We start from the raw sequence: 18,827 nt of genomic DNA, 5'->3' as shown, positions 1-18,827 counted from the left end.
CGGAAGCCGGACAGAACAACCGGAGGACAGCCCAGCAGGGCGTCAGTCAGTGGTGGAGCCACGACCACCGGAACCCACTTACGAGTATCAATGTCTGTGGTTGGTGATCGTAGGCGGTCAGTGAGCGAAAGACGGTCGGGCCGGTGTGGTCGTTGGGCCAGACTGCGGCGGTCAGCGGCTCGAGGCCTTCTCCGTCAGCTGCTGCAGCAGCCCGCCCTCGCCGGTCGGCTTGATCCCACCCGCCTTGGCCCTAATAAGTCCTACCGAGGCTCCATCCGGCAGACTCGGCGCCTGGTAGCCGCCAGCAGGTGAGCACTCTCTTTTCCCTGGACATCGAGTCCTGTTGACAGATCGTGCCCCTGCCGGTCGGCCAGGAGCGAAATCGCTGATGGCATGCCGTGCCCGCCCAGTTGTGGCGTGAGCACAGCCTTATTAGGTCGCTGATGGTTCTCCTGCGGGCTACTGCCGATCGAGGTCAATGACGGAGGACAAGTTGCTGTTCCTTGTGGATGACTGGGCCCAGGACCACCACGACGTCGAGTTGATGGACGCCGCAGGCCACCGGGTGTCCAAGGCCCGGCTGCCGGAGGGCGTGGCCGGCATCGAACGGCTGCACGCGATGATCGGTGCAGAGCTCGGCGAGAACAGCGAGGCCGCCGTGGTGATCGGGATCGAGACTGATCGCGGTCCGTCGGTGCAGGCACTCGTCGCCGCTGGCTACACGGTGTACGCGGTCAACCCACTGCAGGCTTCCCTGTGCAGGCAACGCCTGGCGGTGTCAGGAGCCAAGAGCGACGGGGCCGACGCGCACATGCTCGCTGACATGGTGCGCACAGACTCCCACCAGCTCCGCCCGATCTCCGGGGACACCGCTGACGCCGAAGCGGTCAAAGTGGTGACGCGCACGCATAAGACCCTGATCTGGGAACGTACTCGCACCACACAGCGGCTGCGGCACGCCCTGCTCGACTACTTCCCCGCCGCCCTGGAGGCGTTCGAGGACGTGGACGCCCCCGACACCCTGGAACTGCTGGCCAAGGCACCTGATCCTGTAGCCGCTGCGAAGCTGACGACCACGCAGATCAGCGCCGCCCTCAAGCGCGCCCGCCGACGCAACATCCCCGACAAGACCACCAAGATCCAAGCCGTACTGCGCGCCAAGCACCTGGGCAAGCCCGCCGTTGTCACTGCGACCTACGCCGCCTCCGTACGCGTGCTCATCGCGATGCTGGTCAGCAGGTCAACTTCTTGCACGGGCAGGTCGAGGATTACTTCGCCCGGGTGCTCGCAGAATTCGGCGACGACCCTCACCGGTACGCCAGTGCCAAGGCCCGCAAGAACTACGCCGGCACCAGCCCGATCACCCGCGCCTCCGGTAAGAAGAAGGTCGTGACCGCGCGGTTCGTCCGCAACGACCGGCTCATCGACGCCCTGATCGCCCAGGCCTTCTCCGCGCTACGGGTCTCCTCCGGCGCCAGGGCCTACTACGAGCAGCAACGGGTCGGCGGTATCGAGTTCAACGCCGCCCTACGCCAACTCGCCAACCGGCTCGTCGGCATCCTGCATGGCTGCCTCAAAACCGGTACGCCGTACGACGAGGCGATCGCCTGGTCCCACCGAGCCCACGCACTCGCCGCTTGACGCTCCAGCTCATGGGAAGGGCCGATCCTCTTGGATCGGTGGCCGTGTTGCCGCGAAGTGCCCTCGGCTACAGCTCGGGCAACAGGTCATCGGGGACGGGAGACTGTCGCTCCTCCAGCCAGTAGAGGTAGATCCGTAGGTCAGATGCCAGCCCTGCGGCGATGTAGGACTCGAAGTCGCGGACGGCGGCGGCCACGTTCTGGCGCGCTGCGGCATCGCTCTCATCCCACGTGCTCCGCTGGTCGGACAGGTACTGCACGACCTGGCCGCGGTTGCGCCACCACTCCCGGACCGTATCCGGCGTCCATCGCGAGTCGCCGTCACAGCCGTACCCGAGGAACGGGTCGCTGTCTGCAGCTTCGACCAGCAGGGCGGTGTCCGCAGACGTCCTGGGCTGGCGATAGACGTACTCGCTGAGGTACTCGCCCCCGTAGAGAACGTGGGCGGGCGCTGAAAGCCGTCCCGTCCAGCAGGTGTCGGTCTCCCCGCCGTAGAAGGGCCCGGGAACGTTGAGCCACAGCCGGTCCTCCCAACGGCCCCGAAAGGCCTCGCGGTCGTTGCCGAGGATTGCCAGGGGATCGAAGTAGAGCGTCACCTGCCGAGGCTAGGGCATCCGTTCGAGCTGAGCGACCGGCAGCCGTGCGACGGGGCGACCGCCTGGTCCCGCCGGGCCCACGCACTTGCTGTTTGACACGCCAGCTCATGGGATGTCTGTCAACCAGATGGCTGATCAGCTGATCGTCCGGAGCCTCCGGCTTCAGCCCCGCAGGCTGTACTTCCTCCACGGCCCAGCCGACACGGTCACGCCTGCCATCAGGTGTCACCTCCTACTCGAAGACACACCGTTGACGTACAGACCCACAACTGGGGATGTTCACCGGTCTCGTCGGGTTCTGCAAGCACCACGTCACACAGGTGGTATACGGCCTGCGAGCGAGCCGCGGCTGCGGCTCAGATGCGGGGTGGGTCGACCGGGCTCAGCTCATCGACCAGTCCCCAGCTCAGCGCGCGGTCGGCGACCGTGTTCGAGCTGGAGCAGGACGAGGGCAGCTCGGGCGATCCGGGTGATGGCCGCGGGGTCGAGACTGACCCTGCTCAGGGCCTTGAAAGTGACCTTCAGCAGGGCGTTGGCACGTTCGGCGACAGCGTGGACGGCGTGGACTGCTCGGATCACGGCGTTGAACGCCTGGTCGGGCTCGGCAAGTTCACCGGAGCTCGGGCTCGTGACGATTCCCGCAGGGCTTGCCCACGACTGGCCCTGGTTGTGCGTGGCCGTTGTCGGCACCGGGTTTCTCACCGCGCCGACCCTTTCCGCGGTGGCCGACGCGGTGAGCCGACTGGCGCCGGCCAGCGTGCGGGGTGAGGCGACAGGTCTGCAATCCTCGGCGCAGAGTGCGGGTTTCGCGCTCGGATCCCCGATCGTCGGGGTGGCAATCGACCTCTCCGTGCCAGCGGGCGGCTTCGCGGCGGCCGGGCTGGCCGGCCTCGCCGCCGCGCTGACTGGATGCCTGCTGTCCCGCCGCTGTCCAGCACCTCGGAACGCCGCATCAGGCAGGCTCTTGATCCTCATCATCCGGGGTCAGTCATACCTCGGTCGGCCGGGTGGCATAGAAGGCGACAGCCGAGGCAGCGGCCACGTTCAGGGAGTCGACACCGGCATCCATCGGGATGCGTACATGCTCGTCGGCAGCCAGTAGCGCTCCGGCCGACAACCCCTCCCCCTCCGTGCCCAACATCAGCGCAAGCTTCTCGTAACGGCGACCGGCGAGCTCGTCGAGAGTAATGGACCTTCCCGAGAGGCAGAGGGCCGCAAGCACGAAGCCGTCCTTCCGGACGACATCGGCGTCACGCGGCCATGACTCAAACCTGGCGTACGGGACCGCGAGGACAGCCCCCATGGACACCTTCACGGCCCGCCTGTAAAGGGGGTCGGCACAACGCGGGGTGAGGAATACGGCATCCACTCCCAAAGCCGCCGCACTGCGGAAGGCCGCACCCAGATTGGCGTGATCAACGATATCCTCGAAGATCGCAATACGACATTGACCAGCACGCTCTTGTAGACCCAAAGGCAACACCGCGCCGATGTTGGTGTGGTCGTTGACCGCCTCCATGACGACGACGCGGCGGGTCGTCGCCAGCAGCTCCTCGGCCGTCGGCAGCGGCTTGCGCTGAATGGAGGCGAGCGCGCCGCGGTGCACGTGGTAGCCGGTGACGCGTTCGGCGAGCTCCGGGCTGACCGCGTACACGGGGGCCGGGACCTCGTCGATGACGTCGCGCATGACATCGACCCACTTCGCCGAGAGCAGCATGGACCGCATCTCGTACCCTGCGTGCCGGGCGCGTCTGATCACCTTCTCGCCCTCGGCGATGAAGAGGCCTTCGGCCGGCTCCCGCCTGCGTCGGAGTTCGACGTCGGTCAGGCCCGTGTAGTCGCGCAGGCGGGGGTCGTCGGGGTCGTCGACGGTGATGAGATCTGCCACAGGTTGATACTGCCTTGTCCGGTGTGTGGTGCCAACGGATTGGAAAAAGATCCGTTACCGCTGGTTACTCGGCGGGGTTCGGGCCGGTGTCCGTACCGACCGCGACGACGTCGCCGATGACGATCACGGCCGGGGGCCGTACCTCTTCGGCGACGGCTCGTTCGCCGACGGTCGCGAGGGTCGCGTCGACGCGGCGCTGGGATGCCGTGGTGCCCTCCTGGACCAGGGCGACCGGGGTGTCCGGGGACTTGCCGTGGGCGATGAGGGCCTCGGCAATGGCGCCGATCTTGTCGACGGCCATCAGCAGCACGAGGGTGCCGCGCAGCCGTGCGAGCGCCGCCCAGTCGACCAGTGAACGCTCGTCGTCGGGGGCGACATGACCGCTGACGACGGTGAACTCATGGGCGACCCCGCGGTGGGTGACGGGGATTCCGGCCGCGCCGGGTACGGAGATCGAGCTGGAGATGCCGGGGACGACGGTGCACGGGATGCCCTCGGCGGCGAGCGCCTGCGCCTCCTCCATGCCCCGGCCGAAGACGAACGGGTCGCCTCCCTTGAGCCGGACGACGGCCTTGCCCGCCTTGGCGTGCTCGATGAGCGCCTGGTTGATCGCCTCCTGCGCCATGAAGCGGCCGTACGGGATCTTCGCCGCGTCGATCACCTCGACGTGCGGCGGCAGTTCGTCGAGCAGGTCACGCGGACCGAGCCGGTCGGCGATGACGACATCGGCCTCGGCAAGGAGGCGACGGCCGCGCACGGTGATCAGGTCGGGGTCACCGGGTCCGCCACCGACCAGGGAGACACCGGGGGCGGGCCGGGTGCGGTGGTGCGGGGCGGCGAGCGTGCCGTCGCGCAGGCCCTCGACGATGGCGTCGCGGACGGCGGCGGAGTGGCGTGGGTCGCGGCCCTGGGCGTCCGTGGAGAGGACGGCGACGGTCACGCCCTCGCTGCGGCCGGTGGCCGGGGTCCAGGCGGTGGCCACGTCGGCGTTGTCGCTGCGCACGCACCAGGTGCGGGTGCGCTCGGCCTCGGCGGACGCGGCGTCGTTCGCGGCGGCGTCGTCGGAGGCGATGAGCGCGTACCAGGTGTCGGTCAGGTCCCCGTCCTCGTACCGGCGGCGCTCCCAGCGGATCTCACCGGCGTCGGCCATCGCCTCGACGGACGGGGTCGCGGACGGCGATACGAGGGTGATGTCGGCACCCGCCGCGATGAGCGCGGGGAGGCGGCGCTGCGCGACCTGGCCGCCGCCGACGACGACGACGCGGCGCCCGCTCAGGCGCAGTCCGACGGGGTACGCGGGGTGATCGGCGTGCTCGGCCATGGCGGTGCGTGCTCCTCGTGCAATGCGGGGTGCGGGCCGCTGCGGCGGTGGAGCGGCTGTGACGTGCGGCTTTGTGGCGCGTGGGTCCACGATACGGGGTGCGTCGGGGCGCGGGGCGGGCCGGTGGGGCGGGTGGGGGCCGCTGCACGGAGCTGCCCCCTGCCCGCCCCTGCCCGGAACCGTGGTTCCGCCCCGGACCCGCGCCCGGGGCGCGGGCCGGGCCGACCGTGTCCGCGCGCTACTTCTCGGAGACGCCTGCCGAGTCGAACGTCGCCACCTCGTGCATCGCCCTCGCCGCGCTCTGGACGATCGGAAGCGCCAGCAGCGCGCCCGTTCCTTCGCCGAGGCGCAGGTCGAGGTCGACCAGCGGGCGCAGACCCAGCTTGTTGAGCGCGGCTACGTGGCCGGGCTCGGCACTGCGGTGGCCGGCGATGCATGCGGCGAGGGCCTCGGGGGCGATCGCCCGGGCCACCAGGGCCGCGGCGCCCGCGCTCACGCCGTCCAGGATGACGGGCGTGCGGAGTGAGGCGCCGCCGAGCAGGAAGCCCGCCATCGCGGCGTGCTCCAGGCCGCCGACCGCGGCCAGTACACCGATCGGGTCGGCCGGGTCGGGCTGGTGCAGTTCGAGGGCCCGGCGGACCACGTCGACCTTGCGGGCGTGCATCTCGTCGTTGATGCCGGTGCCGCGACCGGTCACCTCGGCCGGGTCCATGCCGGTGTACACGCAGATCAGTGCGGCGGACGCGGTGGTGTTGGCGATGCCCATCTCGCCGGTGAGCAGGCCCTTGTTGCCCGCCGCGACCAGGTCGCGGGCGGTCTCGATGCCGACCTCGATGGCCGAGAGGACCTCCTCACGGGTGAGGGCGGGTCCGGTGGTGAAGTCGGCCGTGCCGGCGCGCACCTTGCGGGGCAGCAGGCCGGGTGTCGCGGGCAGCTCCGTGGCGACGCCGACGTCGACCACGCACACTTCGGCGCCGACCTGGGACGCGAACGCGTTGCAGACCGCGCCGCCGCCGAGGAAGTTGGCGACCATCTGGCCGGTGACCTCCTGCGGCCACGCGGTGACGCCCTGGGCGTGCACCCCGTGGTCCCCTGCGAAGATCGCGACGGCCGCGGGCTCCGGGATGGGCGGCGGGCACATCCGGGACAGACCCGAGAGCTGTGCGGAGATGATCTCCAGCATGCCGAGCGCACCGGCCGGCTTGGTCATCCGCTTCTGGCGTTCCCAGGCCTCGCCGAGCGCCTTGGCGTCCAGCGGGCGGATGTTGGAGATGGTCTCCTGCAGCAGGTCGTGCGGTTCCTCGCCGGGCAGGGCGCGGCGGCCGTACGTCTCCTCGTGGACGACCCAGGACAGCGGGCGGCGCTTGGACCAGCCCGCCTGCATCAGTTCGGGCTCCTCGGGGAACTCGTCGACATATCCGACACAGAGATAGGCGACGACTTCCAAGTGCTCGGGCAGGCCCAGGGCGCGGACCATCTCGCGCTCGTCGAAGAAGCTGACCCAGCCGACGCCGAGGCCCTCCGCGCGGGCGGCGAGCCACAGGTTCTCGACGGCGAGGGCCGAGGAGTACGGGGCCATCTGCGGCTGGGTGTGCCGGCCGAGCGTGTGGCGGCCGCCGCGGGTGGGGTCGGCGGTGACGACGATGTTGACCGGGGTGTCGAGGATCGCCTCGATCTTCAGTTCCTTGAACTGCTTGGCCCGGCCCTTGGGCAGCGACTTGGCGTAGGCGTCGCGCTGACGCTGCGCCAGTTCGTGCATGGAGCGGCGGGTCTCCGCGGACCGGATGACGACGAAGTCCCAGGGCTGCGAGTGGCCGACGCTGGGCGCCGTGTGCGCCGCTTCGAGAACGCGGAGCAGTACCTCGTGCGGGATGGGGTCGCTGCGGAAGCCGTTGCGGATGTCGCGGCGTTCGCGCATCACGCGGAGCACGGCTTCGCGCTCGGCGTCGTCGTAACCGGGGGCGGGTGCGGAGGCGGGAGCCGAGGTCTCCGCGGCGGCCTCCACGGTCTCGGGCTCTGCCGCGGCGGGGGCCCGGACCGGTTCGACGGGCCGCTGGTCCGCGTCGGGCTCCGTGTCCGCCGACTCCGTGTGCCCGGAGACCTCTGCGGACTCGGCGGCCACTGCGGGGGCCACGGGGGCCGTGAGGTCCGGGGTCTCGATGACCTCGGGGCCGGCTTCGGGCTCCGATTCGGGAGCGGTCACCGTCGCGGGCGCGGCCTCGGCCACGAGGACGGGTACGGGGGCGGGTTTCTCCGCAGCGGCGGCCGGCTCGGGGACGACGGTCGGCTCGGAGACCACGGCCGGCTCGGGGACCACAGCCGGCTCGGGGACAGCGACCGGCTCGGGGACAGCGACCGGCTCGGGCGCCGGTGCGTCGACCGCCTCGACCGGGTGGACGGTCTCGGTGGTCCCGGGGGTCTCGGTGGTCCCGGGGGTCTCGATGACCGGAGCGGGTGCGGACTCGACGGCGCTCGCCACGCGCTCGGGCTGGGGCTCGGGTGCGGGCTCGAATGCCGCGACCGGCTCCGCGACCGGCGTCGGGGCCAGATGCGGGGTGGTCGGCACCGACCCCTGCACGGGCACGAACTGGCCCGCGGTCGCTGCTTCCACCGGCGTCTCCACCTGAGCGGGAGCCTCCACGGACTGCTCGACCGGAACCTCGGCCGCAGCCGTCACGGCGGCCTGCTCGGCCACCGGCTCTGCAGTCGGTTCGGCGACCGGGGCGGGCTCGACGAACTCCGGAACGACCGTTTCTGCGACGGATTCCGCGGCCACGGGCGCCGCGACCTGCTCCGGTGCGTGGGCCGCCCACGGACTCCCGCCCTGCGGCGGGATCTCGCCGAGCTGCGGGCCCGGCAGTACAGCCGCTTCGGCGCCCGGCTGGTCGAAGTACTCGGGACCGGTGGTGGGCGGTCCCGCGTGCCGTGTGGGCACCGGGGTCTGCGGCGCGCCCGCGGGTCCGCGGTCGGCGAGCGAACGGACCACTCCGCCGGTCGGCGTCCCGCCGTACGACGGCGTCGACTCGCCCGAGGCCGGACCGCGGTGCAGCGGTCGGCGTACGGGTGCCGCGCCCTGCGCCACCGCAGCCTGTGCGGGAACGGGGACCTGTGCCGGCATACGTACGCCATTGAGATCGACGGCGCCCGAGTCGCGGCCGCCGGACTCGTGCGTACCCTGCCCGGTCACAGACATCGCCCCGGCCACCGCCTGCTGCACGGCGTACACAGCGGGGTCCGGCGTCTGGACCTGCACGGGCCCCTGGGCCTGTACGGCCTGCATGGCGGGCCGACCCTGCGGCTGCTCCCGGTAGGCGGCCTGCTCGACCACGGGCGCCTGGGCCTGCACGGCCCCGCCGTCCGCCGGCTGACCGGGGGCCGGGGCCACCTGCTGGTCGCTCCAGGCGCCCTGCGGGCTCGGCATCAGCAGGAGATCGTCGTCCTCGGACGCATGCTCGGAGGGATCGAGGAAGGTGTACGCACCCGGGGCGGGGACGCCCGGCTGCTCCACCATGCCTGCGTTCTCCGGCAGTCCCTCGCCCGGGATCTGGCCGGTGTCACTCATGCGTACCCCTCGCCCATCGTCAGTGCTCCTTCGGCCCTTCGCCCGGGACGCCCGAACACGGCACGCCGGTGCTCGTCATGAAGAACGAGCGGGCTCGCCGCGCGGCACGAATCGGACGCGGACGTACATCATTCTCGCGGCCGTTCGCCGCCGCGGCAGGTAGTTCTGCCACGGCTCGCTGTGGGCTGCGCCACGTTGCGCGTCCCCCGGAGTTTGCCGTACCACAACGAGGCCCAAAACGGTCCCCTTTTCCGGACATTGACGAACGAACCGACGAACGTCCAGGTGCGGTGCAACGATCGGCCAGCCTACCTCGCGCAGTAAGCCGACCCGGTCAGGGGGCAAGGTCCGATCGCACCGCCGAGAGCAGAAACACGACCGAGCGTTCGCGCTCCGACCATGCGGACGTGTCGAGTTCGACGGACTGGAGGAGTGCGCACCCGACCGTGTATCCGTTCTCGGTGAGTGCGGCCCCGAGTGCTTCGGCCTCGTCACGGGTCGAGGCATGGGTGACGATCCGTTCGGGCCGGCGGTCGGCGACGGCGGTGACGACGGGGACGCCGCCGCCCCCGATCCGTACGACATCCGGCTCGGGCAGCCGTTCCAGCACATGGGGTGCGCGGCCCTGGACGACCTGGAGCTGTACGCCGAAGGCCCGGGCGGCGGCGGCCGTCCGGGCGCAGGCGTCCGGGTCGCTGTCGACCGCCAGGACCGCCGCACCGAACCGCGCGGCCTCCACGGAGAGGGCACCGCTGCCGGAGCCGACGTCCCAGACGAGGTCACCGGTACGCGGGCCGAGGCGGGCGAGTTGGGCGGCGCGCAGCCCCGGGGACTCGCCCTCGGGGGCGGTGGCCCTGTCCGGGTAGGCGTCGGAGGGCAGCGCCCAGCCCCGTACGCCGTGCGGGTGGCGGCCCGAGATCCAGGCGCCGACGGTCTGCTGTTCGGGTCCGCCGCCGATGACGATCACCACGTTCGGGTCGCGCCAGACGTGATCGGCGGCCTTGTCGGAGGTGAGGACGGTGACCTGTTCGCGTGCGGTGCCGAGTTCCTCGCAGATGACGAAGGTGCGGTGGACTCCGTCGAGGAGCAGGGCGAGTTCGGCGGGGCCCGCACCGGGCGAGGTGAGGACGGCGACCTTGTGGTGGGCGCGGCAGACGTTGACGGCGCGGCGCAGGGTGCGGGGGTGGGCGACGACGATCTGGGCGTCCTCCCAGGGCATGCCGGCGCGGGCGAACGCGGTGGCCACGGCCGACACGGCGGGCACGACTTCGACCTCCAGGCCGTGTTCGGGTGCGCGGAGGTTGCGTACGACCCCGAAGAAGCCGGGGTCGCCGTCGGCGAGGACCACGGCGCTGCCGCGGTGGCCGGCGATCCTGCGGGCTGCCAGGTCGATGGAGCCGAGACGGATCCGCTCGGCGGCTGCCGGGACTTCGGGGAGAGCGAGGTGGTGGGCGGCGCCCGCGACGAGGGTGGCGGCCGAGAGCGCGGCCGTGGCCACCGCGGTCAGTGGCGAGCCGTCCCAGCCGATCACCGTGACCCGGTCGGCCATCTGTCGTCAGTCTCCTGGAGTTGTCGCAGGCGGGCTGCCCGCGAGAGGGCGGGCAGGGTGAGAGTATCCGGTCGCTGCGCGGTCCGGACCAGTGGTACCCGGCGTCAGTTCCAGTCGCTGTGGGTGCCGTAGCCGCCCGCGTCGGCCAACTGCTCGGCGACTCCGTCGAGGTCCTCGGGGAGCAGGCCCCAGACGATCAGGTCGGTCCTGATGTCGGTCCAGCCGCCGTCCTCGGTCTGAGTGCGCGCTATCCGGGCGTTGCGCAGGATGCCCTCGCTGATGCAGCCGAGCTTCTGGGCGACCTGCTGGGAGGCGGTGTTGTCGGCGGCGGTGCGCAGTTCGATGCGTTCGAAGCCCTGGTCGCGGAAGAGCCACTGGGCGACGGCCAGGACGGACTCGGTGGCGTATCCCTCGCCGCGGGCCCAGGGTGCCGTGATGTAGGCGGCCTCGGTGGCGCGGGTGCGCCAGTCGGTGTTCTGCAGCCGCATCGAGCCGACGAGGCGCTGGGTGAGGAATTCGGTGACGGCGAAGACGATGCCGTCACCGCTCGTTCGCTGGGCAGGAGCGATCCTGCGGACCCAGCGTTCGGCGTCGACCTGGGTGTAGGGGTGGGGTGCCTCGGTCCAGGCGGTGACGAGTTCGTCGTTCATCATCTCGACGTACGCGGGGACGTCGGCCATGTCGAAGGGGCGCAGCACCAACCGATCCGTGCTGATGGAGATGGACGGAAAGGTGGAAGTCATGCGCAGCTCCATGCCGAAGACCGTGTAAAGGCACAGCATGCAGCATCGGACCGACCTTGTGCATGGCCGGGTCCGCACGGCGGAGCCCCGCGCACCCGGTGGGGTGCGCGGGGCTCGGCCACGCAGGTGCGGTACGGGGTCAGGAGTTCCCGAGGGCACCGAACGCGGGGATGACCGCGCCCTGGTAGGTGTCCTCGATGAACTTCTTGACCTCGTCGGAGTGGAGGAGCTTGACGAGCTTCTGGACGCGGGCGTCCTTCTCGTTGCCCTCCTTCACGGCGAGGATGTTGGCGTACGGGTTGCCGTCGGCCTTCTCCAGCACGAGGGCGTCCTTGGCGGGCTTGAGCTTGGCCTCGATGGCGTAGTTGCCGTTGATGACGGCGGCGTCGACATCGTTCAGGGCGCGGGGGACGGTCGCCGCCTCCAGCTCCTTGAACTCCAGGCCCTTCTTGTCCGTGATGTCGCTGAGCTTGGCGTTGGTGCCGACGCCGTCCTTGACGGTGATCAGGCCGTTCGCGGCGAGGAGCTGGAGGGCGCGGCCCTCGTTGGTGGTGTCGTTCGGTACGGCGATGGTCTGGCCGGCCTTGATGTCCTTGAGGTCCTTGACCTTCTTGGAGTAGAGGCCGAGCGGCTCCAGGTGCACGTTGGCGACCGCGACGATGTGGGTGTTGTTCTTCTTGTTGAAGTCGTCAAGGTACGGCTGGTGCTGGAAGAAGTTGGCGTCGACCTGGCCGTTCTCGGTGGCGGTGTTCGGCAGGACGTAGTCCGTGAACTCCTTGACCTCGAGCTTGAGCCCCGCCTTGGCCGCCAGGTTCTTCTTGACGAAGTTCAGGATGTCGGCGTGCGGCGTCGGGGACGCGGCGACGACGAGCGCCTTGGAGGTGTCGGCCTTGGCGCCGGTCTCGCTCTTGGAGGCCGGGTCGGACGACGTACCGCAGGCGGTGAGGCCGAAGGCAAGGGCGGCGGTGGCGGCGGCAGCTGCGGTGATCTTGATGTTCTTACGCACGAAAAGTGCCTCTTTCTGGTGGTGAGGTGGTGCGCCCGGACAAGGAGTTCGGGCTTGCGAGCGGAGAGAAAGTCTCAGGAGGCGGTGCGGCCCCGGCGGGCCAGCAGGCGCACGGCGATGTCGCCGATGAGCTGGACCGCGGTCACGATGACGATGAGCAGCGCGACGGTGATGAGCATGAACCGGTTGTCGAAGCGCTGGAATCCGTAGGTGACAGCTTTGGATCCGAGCCCCTCGCCGCCGACCGCGCCGGCCATCGCGGAGTACCCGATGAGCACGATGACGGTGGTGGTGATCCCGGAGACGAGCGACGGGAGTGCCTGGGGCAGCAGGACCTTGCGGACGATCGTCGGGATGGATCCGCCCATCGACTGGACGGCCTCGACGAGCCCGTGGTCGACCTCACGGATCGACGTCTCGACGAGCCGGGCGAAGAACGGGACGGCGCCGACGGCGAGCGGCACGATCATCGCGGTCGGGCCGATGAAGGTGCCGACGACCCAGGTGGTGAAGGGGATCAGGGCGATCAGCAGGATGATGAACGGCAGCGAGCGGCCGATGTTCACGATCACGCCGATGACCTTGTTCACCACGGTGTTCCGGAGCAGTCCACCCTTGTCGGTGAGGACCAGCAGCACGCCGAGGGGCAGTCCGACGAGGACCGTGACGAGCGCGGACCACAACACCATGTAGAGGGTGTCGACGGTTCCCTGGGACAGCAGCGGCTGCATTTCGGACCAGGTCACTTGGCCACCTCCTTGGTGAGCGGGGTCCGGGTGAGCGGGGCGGGCGTCTGCACGGGGATGCTGCCGGCGGCGGCCGTGTCCACGACCTCGGCCTGCAGGCCCTGCTCGCGCAGGAAGCCGATGGGTACGACGTTCTCCTCGAAGCGGCCGGGCAGCTCGATCCGCATCCGGCCGATCTGGTTGCCGCCGACGGTGTCCATCGCGGCGCCCAGGATCGAGATGTCGATGTTGTACGTACGGGAAAGCTGGGAGATCACCGGCTGGGACGCCGCCTCACCGTGGAAGGTGACGTCGACGACCGTGCGGTCGGGGCCGGAGGCCGTACCGCCGACCGGGAACAGCTCGTGGGCCAGTTCGGAGCCGGGGGTGGCGAGCAGTTCGCCGACGGTGCCGGACTCGACGATGCGGCCCTTCTGCATGAGCGCGGCCGAGTCGCAGATCGTCTTGACGACGTCCATCTCGTGCGTGATCAGCAGGACGGTCAGGCCGAGCTGCTGATTGAGGTCGCGCAGCAGCTGGAGGATGGAGCGGGTGGTCTCGGGGTCGAGGGCGGAGGTCGCCTCGTCGGAGAGCAGCACCTTGGGATCCCCGGCGAGGGCGCGGGCGATGCCGACGCGCTGCTTCTGACCGCCGGAGAGCTGGCCGGGGTACGCCTTCGCCTTGTCGGCGAGGCCGACCAGGTCGAGGAGTTCGAGGGCCTTGCGGGTGCGCTCCCGGCCCTGGACGCCGAGGATCTCCAGCGGCAGCTCGATGTTGTCCTGGACGTTGCGCGAGGCCAGCAGGTTGAAGTGCTGGAAGACCATGCCGATACGGCTGCGCGCCTCGCGCAGCTCCTTGCCGGCCCGGCGGCCTCGGCCCGCGAGGGCGGTGAGGTCCTGGCCGGCCACGGTAACGGTGCCGGAGGTGGGGCGTTCGAGCAGGTTGATGCAGCGGATCAAAGAGGATTTACCGGCGCCGCTCTGTCCGATGACGCCGTACACCTCACCCTCGCGGACGTGCAGGTCGACGCCGTCCAGGGCGGTGACCTCACGGCCGCGCGACTGGTAGACCTTCGTGAGGCCCGTAGTGGTGATCACAGGGTTTCCGTCACTGTCGAGTGCACGGCGCGGTGTCCGCCGGGCACGGGGCGTTCGTCTGATGAGACGGTTCGGACTCGGATGTTCGGGCCCGTGGGTCTCGGCAGGGCTGCGGGCGGCAGGTGACCGGTGGCAGCGCATGCGGGGGCAGGCTCGTTCCGCTGGGTGCGGACGGCAGGGGCTCGGTCTCGCTTCGGGGCGCGAGGCTCAGGCGGGGGCCCTCAGAAGGCGCGCATTCGACACATACAACGGGCACCGGGCGCGGTGATCGCCTCGGTCGCAAGGATGCGGCTGCTCGTCGTGGTCATGGGGCAAGTAAAACAGACGTCGCGTTCCCCCCAGTCCGCCTGTCCGAATAGCGGACAGCCCTGGTCGGTCCGTGGACCGCCGCGTCGAACGGCCGTGATCCCGGCGGCACCGTCCGCGACCTGCGCCGATACGGCGGCTGGGCGATGGGGCCGCATCCGCGATCGGCCCGGACCGGTCCTGCGTTGTGGCCAAGGCCACGGCCTTGATCGCCGGCGTCGGAAGCAGCACCCGGGCATGGACCTTCACGCGCGTCCGCACCGGCAGTCCGGGCGTGGGGGCGCACACAGGACACCGTTCGGTCCGTAATACCCTCGCCTCATGCTTGTCGCCCTGACGGTCGCGGTCGCCGTGGCCGCGCTCGCCCTCGCCGCCTGGTGCGGTTTCGCCGCCTACCGGGACCAGCCGACCAAGGACTGGCACTTCATCGGAATGGCCGCGGTGTCGCTGCTGGCGCTGGCCCAGTTGGCGGTGGGGATCGTGCTGCTGGCCCGGGGCGAGCGGCCGGAGCAGGGCATGACGATCTTCATCTGTTATCTGCTCGGCGCCTTCGCGGCCGTGCCCGCAGCGGGGTTCCTCTCGCTGACGGAGCGGACCCGCTGGGGATCGGTGACGGTGGCGGCGGGTGCGGTCGTACTGGCCGTCCTGGAAGTACGGCTCTACGACATCTGGGGAAGCTGACGTGACCGACACCGATCGCCGCGCCGCCCGCGAGAAGACCGGCTTCCAGTTGGGCACCGGACCCGGCCGCGTCCTGGTCTGGTTCTACGGAGTGTTCACCGTGGCCGCCGCCTCCCGCGCGATCGTCCAGATGATCCTGGACTTCGGCAGAGCGCCGCTCGCCTATGTGCTGTCGGCCGTCGCCGCCCTGGTGTACGGCTTCATCACGTACTCGCTGGTGCGCGGTGGCGAGAAGGCGCGCAGGACGGCGCTGGTGTGCTGCGCCGCCGAGCTCGCGGGCGTACTGATCGTCGGTACGTGGACACTGATCGAGCCGTCCGCCTTCGCGGACGCCACCGTCTGGTCGTACCTCGGCAGGGACTACCTGTTCATCCCGGTGATCCTGCCGGTCACCGGGATGATCTGGCTGCGTCGCGCGAAGAACGCGTAACGTCCGCGCTCTGGCTAGGCGCTGGCGACGAAGGCCTTCGCGGCAGCGTCCTTCTCCAACAGGATCAGCCGGACACCGTCCTGGCCGGTGGCGCTGCCCACGGGTGCGTAACCCGCTCGCCGGTAGAGCCGCAGATTGGTCTCGCCGCGGTGCCCGGTGTGCAGCCGGAAGCGGGTGGCCGACCTCTGGTCGGCGAGTGCGGACTCCGCGGCGCTCAGCAGCCGGGCGCCGAGCCCGTGCCTCTGGAGCCGGGGGTGCACACAGAGCTTCCCTATTTCTCCGGTGCCGTCCGGATCGGTGGATCCACGTACCGAACCGACGACTTCGTCACCGAGCCGTGCCACGAACACCAGGTTCGCGGCCACTTCGTCACGGACCGAGTCGAGGGTCTGCACCAGCGGGTCGATGCGGTAATTCCCGTAGAGCTCCGCCTCGCTCTGAAAACAGAGGTACTGGAGCTTCAGTATCTGTTCGGCGTCCTCCGCGGTCGCCGCCGAGATGATCACACTCATGCCCATGTGTGCATGCCTCCCGCTCACCTGTCCACCGGTTGTCCCCTGCTCCTATCCCCGCGGTTCAGGAACGACAACCTCCGCCGCGAGCATTCTGCGCAGACATCCAAGGCATCGGGAACGGACCGGCCCCAAACTGCCTTGTGACATACCCAACTTCCCTGCGATTTCCTTATACGTGGAGTCGCCCGGGGCGAGCATCGCCGCCAGCAGGCTCGCGCACCGTCCGGGCAGCCGCTCCACCGCGGCGTGCAGCGCGCGGCGTTCGTCGGCGCCGACCGCGGACCGCTCGGGGCAGTCGGCCGGATCCGGGATGGTCCCGTCGGCGTACGGACGTTCGCGCCGCGCGGTACGGCGGGCGCGGCGCGCCTCCTCCCGTACGGTGTCGCGGACCCAGCGGGCGGGGTCGGCCGGCGGTGTCCGGTCCGCGAGGAGTTCCAGCAGCCGCAGCCAGACGGTCTGTTCGAGATCAGCGGGTTCGACGGCCGCACCCGCTGCCGCACAGCCGGCCTCGGCCGTCGCCTCGGCGCTGACGAGTGGGTACAGGGCGTGCACGACGGCGGCCGGGGCGTCTGCGGGAAGCGTCATGCCTCACCCGACGCGCCGCCACGGACGGTCGGTTGCCGTCCGCGGGGCGCGTCACCCGACCGGGGCATGCCCGGCCGGGTGCTGACGCGGGCGGTGTGTCAGTTCTTCGTGAACTCCTCGGCGGCGAGCAGAGCGGTGTCCGGGTTGTCGGAGAAGATCCCGTCGATACCGGTCGCGAAGTACGTCCGGAACGCGCCGAATGCGTCGCCGTACGCGTTGGGGTCGGTGCCTCGCCGGAAGTCGGCGGGCAGGAAGGAGTTCTCGTTGCGCATCGTGTACGGGTGCAGGATCAGGCCCTGCTCGTGCGCGTCCCGCACGAGGGAGGTCGGTGTGGTGAGCCGGCCCGACGCGTCCTTGGGGATGATCAGGTCCAGCGTGGGGCCGATGCCCTGCGCGAAGGACGCCATCCACTGCAGTCCCGCGGGGGTCACCAGGTCGTCGACCGTGCGCGGGTCGCCGGCCGCCACGAAGTCCCAGGGCCGCGATCCGGCGCCGGAGAGCAGGACGACGCGCGGGGAGGCGACGAGCTTCGCCAGCCGCTGGATGCTGCTGGGCTCGAAGGACTGCAGGATCAGCGGCGACTGCGTGCGGTGGCGGCTGTAGCGGCGCAGCAGCTTGGCGAGCGGCTCCTCCAGGCCGAGCCCGAGGCCGCGGAAGTAGGTGGGGTGCTTGGTCTCGACGTACAGCCAGATCTGCTTGCCGCGCCTGCGGCCCTCGCGGTCGGCCCACTGGAGCACCTCTTCGAAGGTGGGGACCTCCCAGCGACCGTCGTAAAGGGTGTTCTTCTGGCGGTTGCCCGGGATGCGCTCCTTGGCGCGCAGCGTCTTCAGCTCCGCGAGGGTGAAGTCCTCGGTGAACCAGCCGGTCAGGGAGACCCCGTCGACCTTCTTGGTGGTCCTGCGGCTTGCGAACTCCGGGTGGGCCGATACATCGGTGGTGGCGGTGATGTCGTTCTCGTGGCGGCAGACGAGATGACCGTCCTTGGTCGGGACCAGGTCCTGCTCGATGACGTGCGCGCCCATGTCGAGGGCCAGCTGGTACGAACCGAGGGTGTGCTCGGGCCGGTAGCCACTCGTCCCGCGGTGGCCGATGACGGTCGGCACGGGAAGGTCCAGCCGGTCGCCGTGGCCGCCGCCGTCGCCACCGGACCGCTCGGCGGCGTCCGCCGTGCCGGGAAGTCCGAGCGCGGCCGTGCCGAGTACGGCCGCTCCCGCTCCCAGGACGGTCCGCCGACCGGGATTCGCCTGCGCACGCTCTGTCATGAATGCTCCCTCGCATGTGATGTGTGGCACCGTCGAGCGAGGCCCGATCGTAGGCAGCCACACCGTCGGGAGGGCAGCTCATGGACGAACATGGCGGAAACACACGTCAACACTGCGTGTCGACTCGATGAACCCGATGTGCGATCAGCGAGTACCCGCGAGTATCGTCCTCACCTGCATGGACCGTCACCATCCCGCGCCTCGGCCGGCCCGGCCACTACACCGGAGGAACCGTTGTCCCGACACGCACTCATCAAGGCAGTGCTCGGACCGATCTTGCGCCTGATGTTCCGCCCCCAGGTGGAGGGCGTGGAGAACATTCCGGGCGACGGTCCGGTGATCCTCGCGGGCAACCATCTGACGTTCATCGACTCGATGATCATGCCGATCTGCTGCGACCGGCCGGTGTTCTACATCGGCAAGGACGAGTACGTGACGGGCAAGGGCCTCAAGGGCCGGCTGATGGCCTGGTTCTTCACCGGCTGCGGCATGATCCCGGTGGACCGGGACGGCGGACGCGGCGGTGTCGCGGCGCTGATGACGGGCCGTCGGGTGCTGGAGGAGGGCAAGGCGTTCGCCATCTACCCGGAGGGCACCCGCTCCCCCGACGGCCGCCTCTACCGCGGTCGTACGGGCATCGCACGGCTGACGCTGATGACGGGCGCGCCGGTGGTGCCGTTCGCGATGATCGGCACGGACAAGCTGCAGCCCGGTGGTGCCGGTCTGCCCCGTCCCGGCAAGGTGACGGTCCGCTTCGGCGAGCAGATGGAGTTCTCCCGGTACGAGGGCATGGACCGCGACCGCTATGTGCTGCGGGCGGTGACGGACTCCGTGATGGCCGAGGTGATGCGGCTGTCCGGCCAGGAGTACGTCGACATGTATGCGACGAAGGCGAAGGCCGCCTGATCCGCACGACGTGTG

At 70.2% G+C, this 18,827-nt stretch carries 16 protein-coding genes and 1 pseudogene; 5 read left to right on the top strand and 12 right to left on the bottom strand.

All coding sequences use genetic code 11. The features are described 5' to 3' along the window. Positions 1-493 precede the first annotated feature (493 nt). A pseudogene (locus tag AB0I23_RS35480) lies at positions 494-1,641 on the top strand (IS110 family transposase). A 67-nt stretch (positions 1,642-1,708) separates the two neighbouring features. Here AB0I23_RS35480 and AB0I23_RS35475 read toward each other — a convergent pair. Beyond that, positions 1,709-2,236, bottom strand: a complete 528-nt coding sequence (locus tag AB0I23_RS35475) for a ferredoxin (RefSeq protein WP_359115972.1) — start codon at positions 2,234-2,236, stop codon at positions 1,709-1,711. A gap of 514 nt (positions 2,237-2,750) precedes the next feature. On the opposite strand from AB0I23_RS35475, the gene AB0I23_RS35465 reads away from it, so the two are divergent. Further along, complete coding sequence (locus AB0I23_RS35465) at positions 2,751-3,338, top strand: MFS transporter (protein WP_359115969.1); 588 nt, start codon at positions 2,751-2,753, stop codon at positions 3,336-3,338. On the opposite strand, the gene AB0I23_RS35460 is transcribed toward AB0I23_RS35465, so the two are convergent. The 8 genes from AB0I23_RS35460 to AB0I23_RS35425 all read right to left on the bottom strand — a co-directional run bounded on the left by AB0I23_RS35460 (position 3,225) and on the right by AB0I23_RS35425 (position 14,127). Continuing rightward, a complete protein-coding gene (locus tag AB0I23_RS35460; RefSeq protein WP_359115966.1) occupies positions 3,225-4,124 on the bottom strand; it encodes a TrmH family RNA methyltransferase in 900 nt (299 codons plus the stop codon). The two genes, AB0I23_RS35465 and AB0I23_RS35460, sit on opposite strands and share 114 nt — an antisense overlap. Before the next feature lie 64 nt (positions 4,125-4,188). Beyond that, on the bottom strand, positions 4,189-5,445 hold the full coding sequence (cobA, locus tag AB0I23_RS35455) for a uroporphyrinogen-III C-methyltransferase (protein WP_359115964.1): 1,257 nt from the start codon (positions 5,443-5,445) through the stop codon (positions 4,189-4,191). Between the two features lie 238 nt (positions 5,446-5,683). After that, the gene (gene cobT, locus AB0I23_RS35450; protein ID WP_359115962.1) at positions 5,684-9,007 is read right to left on the bottom strand and encodes a nicotinate-nucleotide--dimethylbenzimidazole phosphoribosyltransferase; all 3,324 of its coding nucleotides are present in this window, start codon (positions 9,005-9,007) and stop codon (positions 5,684-5,686) included. Between the two features lie 334 nt (positions 9,008-9,341). Next, entirely contained in the window at positions 9,342-10,556 is a 1,215-nt protein-coding gene (cbiE, locus tag AB0I23_RS35445) for a precorrin-6y C5,15-methyltransferase (decarboxylating) subunit CbiE (protein ID WP_359115959.1), read from the bottom strand. A 104-nt stretch (positions 10,557-10,660) separates the two neighbouring features. Beyond that, positions 10,661-11,338, bottom strand: coding sequence for a GNAT family N-acetyltransferase (locus tag AB0I23_RS35440; RefSeq protein WP_359115956.1), 678 nt, complete (start codon positions 11,336-11,338; stop codon positions 10,661-10,663). A gap of 100 nt (positions 11,339-11,438) precedes the next feature. Then, positions 11,439-12,305 carry a MetQ/NlpA family ABC transporter substrate-binding protein gene (locus tag AB0I23_RS35435; protein WP_359115954.1) on the bottom strand — a complete coding sequence of 289 codons (867 nt, stop codon included), beginning with the start codon at positions 12,303-12,305 and terminating at the stop codon, positions 11,439-11,441. Positions 12,306-12,379: 74 nt separating this feature from the next. Then, positions 12,380-13,051: a methionine ABC transporter permease gene (locus tag AB0I23_RS35430; protein ID WP_359115951.1), complete on the bottom strand. Its 672-nt coding sequence runs from the start codon at positions 13,049-13,051 to the stop codon at positions 12,380-12,382. Then, entirely contained in the window at positions 13,048-14,127 is a 1,080-nt protein-coding gene (locus tag AB0I23_RS35425) for a methionine ABC transporter ATP-binding protein (protein ID WP_359115949.1), read from the bottom strand. The genes AB0I23_RS35430 and AB0I23_RS35425 overlap by 4 nt, the downstream gene beginning before the upstream one ends. A gap of 627 nt (positions 14,128-14,754) precedes the next feature. Between AB0I23_RS35425 and AB0I23_RS35420 the strand changes: the two genes are divergently transcribed. Both AB0I23_RS35420 and AB0I23_RS35415 read left to right on the top strand, forming a co-directional pair. After that, positions 14,755-15,114, top strand: a complete 360-nt coding sequence (locus AB0I23_RS35420; protein ID WP_359115946.1) for a hypothetical protein — start codon at positions 14,755-14,757, stop codon at positions 15,112-15,114. 1 nt (position 15,115) lies between these two features. Continuing rightward, entirely contained in the window at positions 15,116-15,544 is a 429-nt protein-coding gene (locus tag AB0I23_RS35415) for a hypothetical protein (RefSeq protein ID WP_359115944.1), read from the top strand. A gap of 14 nt (positions 15,545-15,558) precedes the next feature. On the opposite strand, the gene AB0I23_RS35410 is transcribed toward AB0I23_RS35415, so the two are convergent. The 3 genes from AB0I23_RS35410 to AB0I23_RS35400 form a co-directional block, all read right to left on the bottom strand. Then, entirely contained in the window at positions 15,559-16,062 is a 504-nt protein-coding gene (locus AB0I23_RS35410) for a GNAT family N-acetyltransferase (protein ID WP_359115941.1), read from the bottom strand. Between the two features lie 45 nt (positions 16,063-16,107). Beyond that, on the bottom strand, positions 16,108-16,644 hold the full coding sequence (locus AB0I23_RS35405; protein WP_359115939.1) for a sigma-70 family RNA polymerase sigma factor: 537 nt from the start codon (positions 16,642-16,644) through the stop codon (positions 16,108-16,110). Between the two features lie 98 nt (positions 16,645-16,742). Continuing rightward, positions 16,743-17,906 (bottom strand): glycerophosphodiester phosphodiesterase, encoded by a 1,164-nt coding sequence (locus AB0I23_RS35400; RefSeq protein WP_359115936.1) that lies wholly within the window; start codon positions 17,904-17,906, stop codon positions 16,743-16,745. A 234-nt stretch (positions 17,907-18,140) separates the two neighbouring features. On the opposite strand from AB0I23_RS35400, the gene AB0I23_RS35395 reads away from it, so the two are divergent. Further along, positions 18,141-18,812, top strand: a complete 672-nt coding sequence (locus AB0I23_RS35395; RefSeq protein WP_266987816.1) for a lysophospholipid acyltransferase family protein — start codon at positions 18,141-18,143, stop codon at positions 18,810-18,812. Positions 18,813-18,827 lie beyond the last annotated feature (15 nt).

Source organism: Streptomyces atratus (assembly GCF_040655115.1).
GTDB classification, from domain to species: domain Bacteria; phylum Actinomycetota; class Actinomycetes; order Streptomycetales; family Streptomycetaceae; genus Streptomyces; species Streptomyces atratus_D.
The sequence above is the reverse complement of the archived record's forward strand: the minus strand, read 5'-3'. Positions and strand labels throughout refer to the sequence as shown.

Excerpts from the sequence above, each read along its gene's own strand:
- AB0I23_RS35400 (WP_359115936.1), bottom strand. The coding sequence starts at position 17,906 with ATGACAGAGCGTGCGCAGGCGAATCCCGGTCGGCGGACCGTCCTGGGA.
- cobT (WP_359115962.1), bottom strand. The coding sequence starts at position 9,007 with ATGAGTGACACCGGCCAGATCCCGGGCGAGGGACTGCCGGAGAACGCA.
- AB0I23_RS35410 (WP_359115941.1), bottom strand. The coding sequence starts at position 16,062 with ATGGGCATGAGTGTGATCATCTCGGCGGCGACCGCGGAGGACGCCGAA.
- cobA (WP_359115964.1), bottom strand. The coding sequence starts at position 5,445 with ATGGCCGAGCACGCCGATCACCCCGCGTACCCCGTCGGACTGCGCCTG.
- cbiE (WP_359115959.1), bottom strand. The coding sequence starts at position 10,556 with ATGGCCGACCGGGTCACGGTGATCGGCTGGGACGGCTCGCCACTGACC.
- AB0I23_RS35420 (WP_359115946.1), top strand. The coding sequence starts at position 14,755 with ATGCTTGTCGCCCTGACGGTCGCGGTCGCCGTGGCCGCGCTCGCCCTC.
- AB0I23_RS35405 (WP_359115939.1), bottom strand. The coding sequence starts at position 16,644 with ATGACGCTTCCCGCAGACGCCCCGGCCGCCGTCGTGCACGCCCTGTAC.
- AB0I23_RS35440 (WP_359115956.1), bottom strand. The coding sequence starts at position 11,338 with ATGCTGTGCCTTTACACGGTCTTCGGCATGGAGCTGCGCATGACTTCC.